The organism is Labrys sp. KB_33_2 (genome assembly GCF_052114505.1).
In the GTDB taxonomy this organism is placed as follows: domain Bacteria; phylum Pseudomonadota; class Alphaproteobacteria; order Rhizobiales; family Labraceae; genus Labrys.
In genome coordinates this window covers 243,307-256,612 of record NZ_JBFREW010000005.1, presented here as the reverse complement: position 1 = coordinate 256,612, position 13,306 = coordinate 243,307, and the positions used below count along the sequence as shown (strand labels likewise).

General features: G+C 64.4%; 13 protein-coding genes. 9 read left to right on the top strand and 4 right to left on the bottom strand.

What is annotated here, in order from left to right; genetic code table 11:
* Positions 1 to 3 precede the first annotated feature (3 nt).
* The 3 genes from AB4037_RS11550 to AB4037_RS11540 all read left to right on the top strand — a co-directional run bounded on the left by AB4037_RS11550 (position 4) and on the right by AB4037_RS11540 (position 3,042).
* Positions 4 to 1,020, top strand: a complete 1,017-nt coding sequence (locus AB4037_RS11550; RefSeq protein ID WP_441771608.1) for a zinc-dependent alcohol dehydrogenase — start codon at positions 4 to 6, stop codon at positions 1,018 to 1,020.
* 69 nt (positions 1,021 to 1,089) lie between these two features.
* Positions 1,090 to 1,836 (top strand): histidine utilization repressor, encoded by a 747-nt coding sequence (gene hutC / locus AB4037_RS11545; RefSeq protein ID WP_441771607.1) that lies wholly within the window; start codon positions 1,090 to 1,092, stop codon positions 1,834 to 1,836.
* 51 nt (positions 1,837 to 1,887) lie between these two features.
* Complete coding sequence (locus AB4037_RS11540) at positions 1,888 to 3,042, top strand: alpha-hydroxy acid oxidase (RefSeq protein ID WP_441771606.1); 1,155 nt, start codon at positions 1,888 to 1,890, stop codon at positions 3,040 to 3,042.
* Between the two features lie 73 nt (positions 3,043 to 3,115).
* On the opposite strand, the gene AB4037_RS11535 is transcribed toward AB4037_RS11540, so the two are convergent.
* Positions 3,116 to 4,453, bottom strand: coding sequence for a hemolysin family protein (locus tag AB4037_RS11535; protein ID WP_441771699.1), 1,338 nt, complete (start codon positions 4,451 to 4,453; stop codon positions 3,116 to 3,118).
* 466 nt (positions 4,454 to 4,919) lie between these two features.
* Between AB4037_RS11535 and AB4037_RS11530 the strand changes: the two genes are divergently transcribed.
* The 4 genes from AB4037_RS11530 to AB4037_RS11515 all read left to right on the top strand — a co-directional run bounded on the left by AB4037_RS11530 (position 4,920) and on the right by AB4037_RS11515 (position 9,112).
* Complete coding sequence (locus AB4037_RS11530) at positions 4,920 to 6,239, top strand: ABC transporter substrate-binding protein (RefSeq protein WP_441771605.1); 1,320 nt, start codon at positions 4,920 to 4,922, stop codon at positions 6,237 to 6,239.
* Positions 6,240 to 6,483: 244 nt separating this feature from the next.
* Positions 6,484 to 7,374: a carbohydrate ABC transporter permease gene (locus tag AB4037_RS11525; protein ID WP_441771604.1), complete on the top strand. Its 891-nt coding sequence runs from the start codon at positions 6,484 to 6,486 to the stop codon at positions 7,372 to 7,374.
* Between the two features lie 3 nt (positions 7,375 to 7,377).
* Positions 7,378 to 8,199 carry a carbohydrate ABC transporter permease gene (locus tag AB4037_RS11520; protein WP_441771603.1) on the top strand — a complete coding sequence of 274 codons (822 nt, stop codon included), beginning with the start codon at positions 7,378 to 7,380 and terminating at the stop codon, positions 8,197 to 8,199.
* A 139-nt stretch (positions 8,200 to 8,338) separates the two neighbouring features.
* Positions 8,339 to 9,112 (top strand): SDR family NAD(P)-dependent oxidoreductase, encoded by a 774-nt coding sequence (locus tag AB4037_RS11515; RefSeq protein ID WP_434959974.1) that lies wholly within the window; start codon positions 8,339 to 8,341, stop codon positions 9,110 to 9,112.
* Between the two features lie 86 nt (positions 9,113 to 9,198).
* Here the strand turns inward: AB4037_RS11515 and AB4037_RS11510 are convergent, their stop codons facing one another.
* Positions 9,199 to 9,885, bottom strand: a complete 687-nt coding sequence (locus tag AB4037_RS11510) for an RES family NAD+ phosphorylase (RefSeq protein WP_441771602.1) — start codon at positions 9,883 to 9,885, stop codon at positions 9,199 to 9,201.
* Positions 9,878 to 10,564: a hypothetical protein gene (locus AB4037_RS11505; RefSeq protein WP_441771601.1), complete on the bottom strand. Its 687-nt coding sequence runs from the start codon at positions 10,562 to 10,564 to the stop codon at positions 9,878 to 9,880. The genes AB4037_RS11510 and AB4037_RS11505 overlap by 8 nt, the downstream gene beginning before the upstream one ends.
* A gap of 209 nt (positions 10,565 to 10,773) precedes the next feature.
* Between AB4037_RS11505 and AB4037_RS11500 the strand changes: the two genes are divergently transcribed.
* Both AB4037_RS11500 and AB4037_RS11495 read left to right on the top strand, forming a co-directional pair.
* On the top strand, positions 10,774 to 11,586 hold the full coding sequence (locus AB4037_RS11500; protein WP_441771600.1) for a hypothetical protein: 813 nt from the start codon (positions 10,774 to 10,776) through the stop codon (positions 11,584 to 11,586).
* Between the two features lie 49 nt (positions 11,587 to 11,635).
* Positions 11,636 to 12,226: a HutD/Ves family protein gene (locus AB4037_RS11495; RefSeq protein WP_441771599.1), complete on the top strand. Its 591-nt coding sequence runs from the start codon at positions 11,636 to 11,638 to the stop codon at positions 12,224 to 12,226.
* Between the two features lie 6 nt (positions 12,227 to 12,232).
* Here the strand turns inward: AB4037_RS11495 and AB4037_RS11490 are convergent, their stop codons facing one another.
* A complete protein-coding gene (locus tag AB4037_RS11490; protein ID WP_441771598.1) occupies positions 12,233 to 13,135 on the bottom strand; it encodes a LysR substrate-binding domain-containing protein in 903 nt (300 codons plus the stop codon).
* Between the last annotated feature and the right edge of the window lie 171 nt (positions 13,136 to 13,306).

The window sequence follows — 13,306 nt, the reverse complement described above, 5'->3', positions numbered from 1 at the left end:
GCGATGAAGGCGGTCCGGCTGTACGATGTCAGGGACCTGCGCGTGGAGGCGGTCGAGGCTCCCTCTTCCCCGCCGCCCGGCCATGTCAATCTCGCAGTCAGGGCCGCCGGCATCTGCGGCTCGGACCTGCACAATTATCGGACCGGCCAATGGATCACCCGCCGCCCCTCGGTTGCAGGCCACGAGTTCTGCGGCCGTGTGACGGCGATCGGTGAGGGTGTGAGCGGGTTTGCGGTCGGTGATGTCGTCGTCGCAGATTCGAGATTCTGGTGCGGAAATTGCGCCGCCTGTGCCGACGGGCGGCACAATGTCTGCGAGAATCTCGGCTTCGTCGGCGAGGCCTGCGACGGAGGCTTTGCGGATGCCGTGCAATTGCCGGCCCGGTTACTCGTGCCGCACGCGCCTTCGCTGCCGCCGCGGATCGCCGCCATGGCCGAGCCGCTGGCAGTGGCGCTGCACGCGGTACGGCGCCTCGCCGCATCGCGCGGCGAGCCGGTCCTCGTGGTCGGCTGCGGCACGATCGGAGGATTGTGCGCCCTGCTGCTCGCCCATCTGCACGATGGCCCCATTCTGCTCAGCGAACCCAACGCCGCGCGCGCCGACTTGGTGTCCGCCCTGAGCGGAGGCAGGCGGGTCGACCTGGCGGCCGACGACATCGCCGCTGCGCTTGGGGAGCGGCGACTGCGTCATGCCATCGATGCGACGGGACATGCCGGGGCAATCGCCACGACGCTCGGCCTCCTCTCCGGCGCGGGGGCTCTCTGCCTGGTCGGCATCGGCCACGGCAGGCTGGACCTCGACCCCACCCAGCTGGTCGAACGCGAGATCGCCTTGATCGGCTGCCACGCCTTCGCCGACGACGAGCTTGTGCAGGCCACCTCGCTGCTGGGTCAGTTGCAAGGGGCGCTGGAACAACTCTGCGAAGTCCTGCCAGCCCTGGACGAGATCCCGGCGGCCTATGAGCGTTTGCTGGCCGGTCCAAGCGCGAAACTGAAAACCATCGTCCAGCTCACGGATTAGCAGGCCTTCATTTTCCCGATTGCATGACCCGACAGGCTTTCTCGACACCCCCAAGCAGGAGACAGGACCATGGACGTTCTTTCCGACTCCGCCTCTCCCCTCTACGAGAAGGTCAAGGACTTCGTCCTCGGCAACATCGCCAGCGGCAAATGGGGGCGCCATGCGCGGCTGCCTTCGGAGCACGACCTCGTCGCTGCTCTCGGCGTCTCGCGCATGACCGTGCACCGGGCCTTGCGCGAGCTGACGGTGCAGGGGCATTTGCGCCGCATTCCTGGAGTCGGCACCTTCGTGGCGCCGCCTAAACCGCAATCGACGCTCATCGAGATCAGCAATATCGCCACCGAGATCAAGGCGCGCGGCAGCCGCCATCGCGCCGAGGTCGTCACGCTCGAACGCATATCGCAGCCCACGCCCGAACTGATGATCGCCTTCGAATTCGAGGCGATCAAGCCGGTCGACCACTCGATCGTCATCCATTTCGAGAACGGCGTGCCGGTGCAGCTCGAGGAGCGCTACGTCAACACCGATCTGGTCAGCGGCTATCTCGACCAGGACTACACGGTTGCGGCGACCTACGAATATCTGCAGCAATCGACGCCGCTCACCGAGGTGGAGCATCTGATCAGCGCCTTGCCGGCGGGGGAGGAAACCGCGCGCCTGCTCCATATCCGCCCCGGCGACAGCTGCCTCGTCCTGCACCGCAAGACCTTCTCGGGGCCGGTTGTCGCGACCGTGAACACCTTCACCTATGTCGGCAGCCGCTATTCGCTGGGCAGCCGTTACCTTCATACAGGAGCAAAGCGTGTTCATGACTGAACGCCTGCTCGCTGTTCCTCGACACCCTCGATCCCATCACGGCGTAATTCCATGCAATTGGTGAACGTGCACGACTATCGGGAGGCGGCCCGCCGCCGCCTCCCGAAGATCTTCTTCGACTATATCGATGGCGGATCCTTCGAGGAGGATACGCTTCGGGCCAATCGCGACGATTTTGCCCGGCTGACGCTTCGCCAGAACGTACTGGTGGAGCCGCATGAGCAGGACCTCTCCACGCATTATCTCGGCATGCGCTATCCCCTGCCCTTCATGCTGGGGCCGGTCGGCTTCCTCGGCCTCTATGCCGGCAAAGGCGAGGAGAAGGCGGCCCTGGCGGCGCATGAGGCGGGGATCGCGCTCTGCCTTTCCAACTTCTCCATCGCCTCGCTCGCCGATGTCAGGCGAGCGAGCAAGGGCGTGCTCCACTTCCAGCTCTATATGCTCGACGACCGCTCGCTTTGTGAGGAGTTCCTGGAAGGAGCCCGCGCCGCCGGCGCCGACACGCTGTTCGTGACCGTCGACACCGCGATCACCGGCATCCGGGAACGCGACGTCCGCAACGGCTTCCGTTCGCTGACGCGGGTGACGCCGGGGCTTTTCCTTGGCCTCGCCCGCAAGCCGGGCTGGCTTCTCGACGTGGCCGCGGGCGGCATGCCCAGCGTCCGGGCGATCGAGCACCGGCGCGAATTCGGGCGCGGCGCGCTCGAACAGGCCGCCAATCTCTCGCGTCACATCGACAAGACGGTGTCGTGGAAGGACATGGCCTGGCTGCGCGAGCGTTGGCAGGGCAGGCTGGTCGTCAAGGGCGTTCTCGCCCCCGAGGATGCTGAGCGGGCCAAGGCGATCGGCCTGGACGGCGTGGTGATCTCCAACCATGGCGGACGCCAGCTCGACGGCGCATCGAGTACCATCGCAGCCCTGCCCGCCATCCGCCGGGCTGTTGGTCCCGACTTCTGCCTGATGCTCGATGGCGGCATTCGCCGCGGCGCCGACATCATCAAGGCCATCGGGCTCGGCGCCGACGGTGTCATGCTGGGCCGGGCCTATACCTATGGCCTCGCCGCCGCGGGTCAGGCCGGGGTCGCCGACGTGATCGACATCCTCACCCGGGAAGTCTCGATCACGCTGGCGCTAATGGGCATCGCTTCGATCGACGAACTGAAGTCGCTCGGCACGAAGGCCGTCATTCCGGCTGATTGCCCGTAATGTGCTGCATCACTCCGTGGAGAAGGCAAGACGCGCCTTAATCGTCGCGATCTGAGTTATGTGGCTTCCACCCTCACGGCTCGGCCCTGTCCACCCGGCGCGCCAGGAGCTTGTCGATGCGGCGGTCGTCCATGTCGATGATCTCGAACACCCAGCCGCCATAATCGAACTGCTCGCCGACATCCGGCAGGTGGCCGAGCTGCGAGAGCGCAAAGCCGGCAATGGTGTGGAAGTCGCGGTCCTGCGGCCGCGTATGCAGTTGCAGCCGGTCGAATGCGGCATAGGCCGGCATCATGCCGTCGATCAGCAGGGAGCCGTCCTGACGCTCGACGATATCGGGCTCTTCCCCCTCGACCTCGGGCATGTCGCCCGCCATCGCCTCGAGCAGGTCCGTCTGGGTGACGATGCCTTCGAGGCCACCATATTCGTCGACGATGAGGGCAAGCCTGATCGGGGTCCGCTTGAACTGGTCGAGCACCCGGAAGATCGGCATGGCCTCATGCACGATGATCGGCTGGCGGATGGCGGCAAGCGGATCGAGCCTCTCGCCATCCAGTACCCGGTCGAGCAGGTCCTGCTTGACGATCATGCCAAGCGGCTCGTCGATATTGCCGCGCCCCACCAGGAGATGGTCGTGACGACATTCGCGGATGATGCGCAGCGTCTCCTTGGGATCGTCGTCGATATCGACCCAGTCGATCTCGCGCCGTGGGGTCATGATATCGCTGATGCGGCGCCCGCCGATGCTGAGCACGCGCACCATCACCTCCTCCTGGGCATCCTGCAGGATGCCGGCATCCTGGCTGGCCCGGACCAGCAATTTGAGTTCCTCGGGCGAATGCAGCGATTCCTCTCCGGAACCGGGCTGCAATCCACACGCCCGCAGCACCAGATTGCCGAGGCCGTTCAGCATGAGGATGGCCGGGCGCAGCAGGAACAGGAACAATCCCAGCGGCCTGACGATCCATAGCGCAGTTCCCTCGCTGCGCTGCAGGGCCAGGCTCTTGGGCGCGAGCTCGCCCAGGACGATGTGGAGAGCCGTAATGATCACGAAGGCGATGGCGACGGCAATGGCGTGCGCGCCGACGGTGGCGATCCCACCAGGCAGCCAGCCGAGCAGCGGTTCGATGAGGTGGGCAAGTGCCGGCTCGCCGATCCAGCCCAGGGCCAGGGACGAGATGGTGATGCCGAGCTGGGTTGCCGCCAGATTGGCGTCGAGATTGTCGATGGCGCGCAACAGCGGCCGGGCATTCCTCCGCCCCGACGCGGCAAGTTCGGCCACCCTGCTGCGGCGAACCGCGACGAGCGAGAATTCGGCCGCCACGAAAAACCCGTTGGCGGCGACGAGAGCGAAGACGGCTAGTACCCTCAACAAATCCATGACGAGAGCACCGTCGTCGGAACCGGACATCATCTCCCCTTCCGCGCCAGGCGCGGTCCTTTCACAAAACGATCTCTCCTAGCATCGCCGCTCTGAAGCCGGGAGGCAAACCGCTCCTCGTCAAGGCTGTGCGAAACCCCGTGGAAAGGAGTAGTCACCCGCCGCCATGCGCCTGGAAATCCAGCCCCCTCCGGATGACAGCAGATCGCGCCCGCTGCCGGCAGCTTCGTTGTTGACTTAAACAATCTCCATGATAACTTTTGGAATGTTATGAAAAAATATGAGAGAAAAATACCAACACCCGGAGGAAAGTAGCCTGGCCCGCTAGCAATCGCTGCCAAAACTCGCCTGTCTTGCCCGAATTTGGATGAAGCTTGCGCATTTTTTCAATGCTGCAACACGGGGACTCTTGTCTTCGTGCCAGGGACGGGCCGACCATCGACTTTGCAGCGCATCGAGATGTCGAACACGACACCAGAAGGAGGAGGAGGAAACCATGCGAGCTCTCAAGACACTGTGCCTTGGCGCGGTGGCGGCGTTCATCGCCGGCCTGCCGGCGCAGGCCGAAACCAAGCTCACCATCGCCACCGTCAACAACAACGACATGGTGGTGATGCAGAAGCTGTCGAAGGATTTCGAAGCCAAGAATCCCGACATCAAGCTGAATTGGGTGGTGCTGGAAGAAAACACCCTGCGCCAGCGCCTGACCACCGATATCGCCACCAAGGGCGGCCAGTATGACGTCATGACCATCGGCCTGTTCGAAGCGCCAATGTGGGGCGAGCGCAACTGGCTGACGGCGTTCGATGCCGTGCCCGCCGAATACAAACTCGACGACGTGCTCAAATCGGTACGCGACGGTCTGTCCTATGACGGCAAACTCTACGCTTTGCCCTTCTATGCCGAAAGCCAGATGACCTTCTATCGCAAGGATCTGTTCGACAAGGCCGGCCTGACCATGCCCGAGCAGCCGACCTGGAAGGATATCGATGGCTTTGCCGCCAAGATCCATGATCCCGATCACGGCGTCTATGGCATCTGCCTGCGCGGCAAGCCCGGCTGGGGCGAGAATATCGGCCAGATCACGCCGGTCGCCAATTCCTATGGCGCACGCTGGTTCGACATGGAGTGGAAGCCTCAATTCGATACGCCGGCCTGGAAGGAAGGCCTGACTGCCTATGTCGATCTTCTGAAGAAATATGGCCCGCCGGGCGCCGCCTCCAACGGCTACAATGAGAATCTTGCTTTGTTCGCCAGCGGCAAATGCGGCATGTGGGTCGATGCCACCGTCTCGGCCGGCTTCCTCAACGATCCCAAGCAGAGCAGCGTTGTCGGTAAGCTCGGCTATGCCCACCCGCCCTATGGCAAGTTCAACAAGGGCAACCACTATCTGTGGTCCTGGGCGCTGGCGGTGCCGGCTTCCTCCAAAGCACCCGATGCGGCCAAGAAGTTCATCTACTGGGCCACTTCGCCCGACTATATCAAGCTGGTCGCCGACTATTCCGGCATCGTCACCGTGCCGCCGGGCACGCGCCAATCGACCTATGACAATGCCGATTACATCAAGGCCGCGCCCTTCGCCAAGCTGACGCTGGACACCATCCAGACCGCCAACATGACGGACGCCACCCAGGACAAGGTGCCCTATCGCGGCATCTCCTTCGTCGGCATTCCCGAGTTCCAGAGCATCGGCACCGCGGTCGGCCAGGAGTTCGCCGCCGTGATCGCCGGCAAGAAGACGGTCGACCAGGGCCTGGCGGCGGCCCAGTCGCTGACCCAGCGCGCCATGCGCCAGGCCGGCTATCCGAAGAAATAGGCCGAAACAAGCTTGCCGGGCGAACCGCCCGGCAATCCCTCAAGATGCGTTTTCTCTCCCGGAACGCATCTTCGGCGGCGCGATCCCGATCCTGCCTCAATCGGGATCGCGTCGCCAATCCCCGGAGAAAGGCGGCCGAGCAAGGGCTTTTGCTCGTCCCACCCCCCAGTTTCGTCGCGTTACTGCGTTTCCGGACCACAGACCGGATCGCCAAACGCGCCAGGATCGATCCGAAAGGAGCTCCATGGCCGTCGCCCTGTTCGCTCGCCACCGCGGCGTCGGCGTCGATACGCGTCCCCTGCTGGCGCCATCCGTCCTGTTGCTTTTCGTCTGGATGATCGTGCCGCTGGCACTGACGGTCTACCTGTCGTTTCAGCGCTATAATCTGAACTATCTCGACCAGACCGGTTTTGCCGGCCTCGACAATTACCGCTATCTGCTCGAGGATCCGGGGCTGACGAACGCCATCCTCAACACCGTCATCCTGGTGGTGAGCGTCCTGGCGATCACAGTGATGGTCGGCGTCCTCGGCGCCATCCTGCTTGATCAGCCGGTATTCGGCCGCGGGCTGGCGCGCCTTTTGTGCATCGCCCCCTTCTTCATCATGCCCACGGTCGGCGCCCTGGTGTGGAAGAACCTGCTGATGCATCCGGTGAACGGGTTGTTCGCCTGGATCTCACGTTCCCTGGGCCTCCCGGTCATCGACTGGTTCAGCGACTATCCATTGCTATCGGTGATCATCATCGTGGCCTGGCAATGGATCCCGTTCGCCCTCCTGATCCTGCTGACCTCGCTGCAATCGCTCGACCGCGAGCAGATCGAGGCCGCCCGCATGGACGGCGCCAACGGGCTGCGGCTGTTTGCGCATATCATGCTGCCGCATCTCTACCGGGCCATCACCATCGTGGTGATGATCGAGACCATCTTCCTGCTCTCGATCTTCGCCGAGATCCTGGTCACCACCGCCGGCGGCCCGGGTGACGCCTCCACCACCCTGCCCTATCTGATCTACAAGACCGCCCTTCTCGATTCCGACATCGGCGGCGCCTCGGCCGGCGGCATGCTCGCCGTGGTTCTCGCCAACCTCGTCGCCATTTTCCTCATGCGCACGATTTCGCGCACGCTGGAGGATTGATCGATGGCCGTCTCACTCACCCGTCGCATCATCGTCAGCGTGCTGTGCTGGCTGTTCACTCTGGTGCTGTTCTTTCCCATCCTGTGGATGATACTCACCGCCTTCAAGACCGAGCAACAGGCCATCGCCACGCCCCCGATCCTGTTCTTCCAGCCGAGCCTGCACAATTTCGAGGAGATCCTGGAGAGCGCCGACTATCTCCACTTCTTCGCCAACAGCGTGATCATCTCGGTCGGCTCGACAGTGCTCGGCATCCTCATCGGCCTGCCGGCGGCCTACGCCCTCGCCTTCTTCCCGGGCCCCCGCGCCAAGGATCTGATGATGTGGATGCTGTCCACCAAGATGATGCCGGCGGTGGGCGTGCTCGTGCCGATCTATCTCCTGTTTCAGTGGGCGGGATTGCTGGACTCGCTCGCGGGGCTGACCGGCCTCTACACGCTGATCAACCTGCCGATCGTCGTATGGATGCTCTTCACCTTCTTTCGCGACGTGCCCAAGGAGATCCTGGAAGCGGCGCGCATGGACGGCGCCGGCCCTCTCAAGCAATTCGTGTGGATGCTGCTGCCAATGACCATGCCCGGCATCGCCTCCACGGCGCTGCTGGCCATCATCCTGTCCTGGAACGAGGCGTTCTGGAGCATCAACCTCACGGTGACGCAGGCCACGCCGCTCACCGCCTTCATCGCCCGCTTCTCGAGCCCCGAGGGCCTGTTCTGGGCCAAGCTTTCCGCCGCTTCGCTGATGGCGATCGGCCCCATCCTGATCTTCGGCTGGCTCACGCAGCGCCAGCTCGTCCGAGGTCTCACCTTCGGCGCCGTCAAGTGACGGCGCTACCACTCAAGTATTTTCCTGATCGAGAAGTCGATAGATTTCTCGATCAGGAAAAACACGTCGAAACAAAGAGTTCGCGAGAAGGTCGATTGGAAGAAATCGCCCCTTCTCTCGTCTGGAGGATATTGCAGCGATGTATTTGAAGAAATTCGACCTATCCGGCCAGTCGGCCTTCATCACCGGCGGCGGCCGCGGCATTGGGCTCGCCAGCGCCGAGGCCTTGCTGGAGGCCGGCGCCAAGGTGGTGATCTCCGATCTCGACCCGGCCGTGCTCGCCAGTGGCCGGGAGGCGCTGACCGCCAAGGGCTGGACCGTCGATGCCGTCGAGCTCGACGTCACCGATGCCGATGCTGTCGGCAGGGCCGCGCGCGAGGCCAATGAACGCCATGGCGGCGTCGACATCCTGATCGCCAATGCCGGCATCGCCTGGCCAGATACCGGCGGCGAGGACATGACCGACGAGGTCTGGCGCAAGGTGATCGATGTCGACCTCAACGGCTGCTACTGGAGTTGCCGCGAATTCGGGCGGGCGATGCTGCAGCGTGGCAAGGGCTCCATCGTTACGCTGGGCTCGATGTCCGGCCTCATCTCCAACAAGCCCCAGCGCCAGGTCCACTACAATGCCGCCAAGGCCGGCGTGCACCACATGACCAAATCGCTGGCCGGCGAATGGGCGCCCCACGGCGTACGCGTCAATGCCGTGGCGCCGACCTATGTCGACACGCCGATGTCGCGCGGCGGCTTCGACAAGCCGGATCTGTTCCCGGTGTGGATGGAGATGACGCCGATGAAGCGCGTGGCGCGCGCCGACGAGATCGCTTCGGCCATCCTGTTCCTGGCCAGCGACGCCGCGAGTGCCATGACGGGTGCCGTCGTCGTCGTCGATTGCGGCTACACCATCTGGTAGCCGCTCTCGCGTCCATCGGGAGTGCAGTTCCCCCGCTCCCGGTGGACGCGATACCCCCTGTTTCTGGAGGACCCTCGTCTCCGCCGTCAGGCCTTGCCTGCGACCAGCTTCACGCCGATGCGGTCGGCCAGCCCTGTCAGCTCGGTGAGGGCTTCGCCCGAGCCGAGAAGGACACGCTGCCCACCCACTGGAGCCAGGACATCGTCGGGAAGGCGATCGCCGAACAGGACGAGGGCGAGGGCGCGGTCGTCCTGCCGGGAAATCCAGCACAGGCCCTGCGCCTCGGGAAGAGCCGCATGGAAGGCCGCGGCCCAGGCACGCGTGCCGGGATAGCGGTCCTTTTCCGTATCGATGAGCTGGGTCCGGCGTACTCCGAGGCGGCGCAAGGCCGTCGCGCTGAGATCGACGAGCAGGAGATCCTGCCGCGGCTCAAGCCGGGAATGCACCTGGCCGGCAAGCCTGGCCTTGTCGAGCGTCTTCAGGCGCGCGGTGAAGGGAACGTCGTGGAAGACGGTTTCCATGGCGGCGCAGTCGAAGGAGGTGCCGCCATAAAGGGTTGGGATCGGCACGCCCCCCTCCTTCTTGATCGGGCTGAAACGGGCATTGCCGGCGATGCCCGGATTGAACTGGGCGGCCCCGTATCTGTCGAGGTGAATCCGGTGGATGACCTGGCCCTTCGGCCAGGTCATCAGTGTCGTCTTGGCGGCAAGCTGTGATGGCGGTGCGGGTGTCAGCGGGCGTGCCTTGGCAAGCCTCAGCGCGCCCCTAGCCATGCAGCACGCCCTCCATTTCGTCGCGGGCCGCCGCGATGACCCGGTCGGGCTCCCTCAGCAGCAGGTCCTGGGGACGCTCCCCGCCCAGATAGCTGTTGTCGGAGCCGAACCAATAGGCCGCGCCCCAGCCATCCTTGGCCTGGCCGAAGATCTTCAGCACCTCGCCCAGCGGCCTGGCCGGCCGATAGCCGGTCGAGGGGTCCAGGCCATAGCCAGGGAAATAGTCGATACCCTGATGGCGGATGGCGAAGATCTGCCCGTCCTTCTTCCACTTGTTGGGCTGGGCACTGGGATTGGTCGCGCTGAACCCCGCCACCTCCGCAACCTGGGCAGCAGTGAGCCATTCGCCTTCCTCCAGCACGGCCTTGCGGGCCTCGGCCGTCATCCGAGCTTCGGCCAGCATATGCTGGGGCAACGGCACCTGGGGCACCAGGGCCTCGATGATCGACTGGAGGGCGGCCTTCTCGCGTCGGGCCATGATTGCGCCAACGAGCGGGGCGATGCTCTCGAACGTATGGGCGAGCACCTTCGCCGCCGGGGAACTGACCTGGTCCAGCGTCACGGCGATGACCTGCGTCCCCTTGGCGCCGAGATGGCCGAGGCCGTCGCGCACCTCTTCCGGGGTCCCCGTGATGGTGGTGACCCCCGACAATGCCTTGAGTGCCTGGGCGGTCGTCATGTCGTCAGCTCCAAATCCGAATTATTATGGTTATCTATATAGCATGATAACCCATCTCATCAAGGAGACTCCGTCCAAGCAGCGGCCTTGCCCCGTCGGCATGCCACGGTTTTCCCAAAGCAGCGTTTCGGAAAATGCGAATTCCCGTCTTTACGGCGGATCGCTAGCCTTCGAGCGTCGAAGCAGGGCCGCTTCCGGGGATTTGCCCAATGACATGGACACAGCCTATCCAGCATGAGCAATGGCAGCCGGCAGGCCACGGCGGCTTGCGCCACGTCGCCGATTGCCTGCCCGCTGGAGACCCCGACCGCGGCGCCGTGCTGCTGCTCGGCAATTTCGACGGCTTCCATCGCGGCCACCAGGCCTTGCTCGATGCCGCCGAGATCATTGCCGGCGGGGACCTGCCGATCGCCGTGATGTCCTGCGAGCCCCATCCGCGCAGTTTCTTCTGCGCGGCGGATTCTCCCTTTCGCCTGACCACCCCTGCGACGAAGGCCCGTCGCTTTGGCGCCCTGGGGCTCGACTACGTCTTCTCGCCGACCTTCGATGCAGCCTTCGCCTCGCTGACACCGGCGGAATTTGCCTACAGGATCCTCAAGCAGGCTCTCGGCATCAGCCACGTCGTCGCAGGCGACGACTTCCGCTTCGGCCGGTCGCGAGCCGGCGACGCCGACCTGCTCACCCATCTCGGCAGGTCCCTCGGCTTCGGCGTGACCTGCGTCCCGGAAGTCTCGGCCAATGCCCAGCGCTGCTCGTCCAGCCAGGTTCGCGCCTTCCTACGGGCTGGCGACCTCCGGGCGGCCAATGCCCTGCTCGGCACGCCCTGGCTGGCCGAAATCGTCCCATCAGGCTCCCAGCTTACCCTTTCCCCCCTGCTCTGCCGGCCGCCCGCCGGCTTCTATCTGTGCAGAACCGACAGCGGCATCCGGCGTCTTCATCTGGCCGCCGATGGAGCGATCGCCTCGGATCGAGGCGCGGCGCTGGCACCGGGCCTCCTCCGCTTCCTCGATCGGCTGGCCTGACCGGCGCCGGCCGCCACCGAAATCCCTGCCCCAACGAAACTGGACCGTCATGGCCGTCGAACACCTTGCCCGCACCACCTATGCGACATTGCCCTGGAAGAACGGGCGCGGGGAAACCGACGAGATCTATCTTTCGCCGCCAGCCGGCTCGCGCGACGATTTCGAGGTGAGGATCAGCAGCGCTCCGATCATCGAGGACGGCGCCTTCTCGAGCTTTCCCGGTGCGGAGCGGGTGATCACCCTGATCGAGGGCGAGGAATTGGAGCTCGACTTCGGGCACTCCAGGCATCGGCTCCTGCCCTTCGCGCCATTCCGCTTCGATACCGGCCTTGCCCCCATCGGCAGGCCGGTCAAAGGGCCCGTGCGGGTCTTCAACGTCATGGCCAGCCGTCAGCGCTGGCGCCACGTCGCGCAGAAGGTGCTGGCCGCCCCCAGCGACTATGAAATACCGCCCGACGACCTCGTCATCGTCTTCGCTGCCAGCGGGACATGGAGCCTGAAGCCCGTCACGCAAGCCCCCCTCCAATTGGCGACACGCGATACGGCGTTGCTGAGCGCAGAAGGACCGGCATGCCTTGCAGCCCAGCACGGCCGTGAGGCACGCGCCATTGTCCTGCAGATGAGGTCCATGGCGATTTGATATGATTCAGGCGATCGCCATCGCCCGTTTGTGCTCGGCGACCTCGGCCAGCAGCCAGTCCTGGAACAGGCTTGCGCCCTGCTTGTTGCCCACGCTTCGGCGTCGAAAGAGATAGATGCCGGCCGGATAGACATGGCGGGCGGGGAACGGGGCGACCAGCCGACCCTGCTCCAGCAGATCCTGCGCCATCATGGTGTCGGCAAGGGCAATGCCGACGCCGTTGATGGTTTCACGCATGATCAGCGTGCAATCATCCATGATGGTGCCGGATTTAGGCGGGCTGTAGGCCACGCCTTCCTGCTCGAACCAGCGCATCCATCGCGTGGTTTCGCATTCGTGTATCAGATGATGATGAATGAGATCCGCCGGCGAGCGCAGCGGCAGGGGGCCCTCCAGCAGTGACGGTGCGCAAACCGGCGTCAGCACCAGCGGGATCAGCAGCGTCAAGGCGGGACCGGCCTTGTAGTCGAACTCGTCGACGATGGCCAAGTCGAAATTGGCGCGCTTGCCCGAGGTCATCACCTCCAGATCCACGGAGGGATGCTCGCGGCGAAAGCCCGGCAGCCGGTCGGCCAGCCACAGATTGAGCACCGGGGGCACGCATAGCACCCGCACGCGATGCGCCTTGCCCTGGCGTGGGCCGTCGTGAAAGCTGACATCGTCCGTGGCCCGCCAGATCGCCTCGAAGGCCTCCGACAGGCAGCGCGCATAATAGGACCCCCGCGTCGTCAGGGTGACCTGGCGAAACCCGCGCTCGAACAGTTCCTGGCCCAGAGTGGTCTCGAGGGTGCGGATGTGGCGGCTGATGGCGGACGGGGTCAGATGCAGCTCTTCCGCCGCTTCCTTGAGGCTGCCGAGACGCGCGGCGGCCTCGAAAGCGCGCATGCCATTGAGTGAGGGGAGTGCCATGCGCCGATGATGAATTGTCAGATGAGTTTTTGTCAACCGACGTGGTCGAAATTGGCGTTTGATCGCCTGCCGTCTTCAAGGATACCGAAGAAGGACCAAGTCGTCACGACAAAGCGACCACAGGGGACATCGGCACCGCACCGTCGCCAAAGGCGGTCGCGGCTCTGCGCA

Excerpts from the sequence above, each read along its gene's own strand:
- AB4037_RS11550 (WP_441771608.1), top strand. The coding sequence starts at position 4 with ATGAAGGCGGTCCGGCTGTACGATGTCAGGGACCTGCGCGTGGAGGCG.
- hutC (WP_441771607.1), top strand. The coding sequence starts at position 1,090 with ATGGACGTTCTTTCCGACTCCGCCTCTCCCCTCTACGAGAAGGTCAAG.
- AB4037_RS11540 (WP_441771606.1), top strand. The coding sequence starts at position 1,888 with ATGCAATTGGTGAACGTGCACGACTATCGGGAGGCGGCCCGCCGCCGC.
- AB4037_RS11535 (WP_441771699.1), bottom strand. The coding sequence starts at position 4,453 with ATGTCCGGTTCCGACGACGGTGCTCTCGTCATGGATTTGTTGAGGGTA.
- AB4037_RS11530 (WP_441771605.1), top strand. The coding sequence starts at position 4,920 with ATGCGAGCTCTCAAGACACTGTGCCTTGGCGCGGTGGCGGCGTTCATC.
- AB4037_RS11525 (WP_441771604.1), top strand. The coding sequence starts at position 6,484 with ATGGCCGTCGCCCTGTTCGCTCGCCACCGCGGCGTCGGCGTCGATACG.
- AB4037_RS11520 (WP_441771603.1), top strand. The coding sequence starts at position 7,378 with ATGGCCGTCTCACTCACCCGTCGCATCATCGTCAGCGTGCTGTGCTGG.
- AB4037_RS11515 (WP_434959974.1), top strand. The coding sequence starts at position 8,339 with ATGTATTTGAAGAAATTCGACCTATCCGGCCAGTCGGCCTTCATCACC.
- AB4037_RS11510 (WP_441771602.1), bottom strand. The coding sequence starts at position 9,885 with ATGGCTAGGGGCGCGCTGAGGCTTGCCAAGGCACGCCCGCTGACACCC.
- AB4037_RS11505 (WP_441771601.1), bottom strand. The coding sequence starts at position 10,564 with ATGACGACCGCCCAGGCACTCAAGGCATTGTCGGGGGTCACCACCATC.
- AB4037_RS11500 (WP_441771600.1), top strand. The coding sequence starts at position 10,774 with ATGACATGGACACAGCCTATCCAGCATGAGCAATGGCAGCCGGCAGGC.
- AB4037_RS11495 (WP_441771599.1), top strand. The coding sequence starts at position 11,636 with ATGGCCGTCGAACACCTTGCCCGCACCACCTATGCGACATTGCCCTGG.
- AB4037_RS11490 (WP_441771598.1), bottom strand. The coding sequence starts at position 13,135 with ATGGCACTCCCCTCACTCAATGGCATGCGCGCTTTCGAGGCCGCCGCG.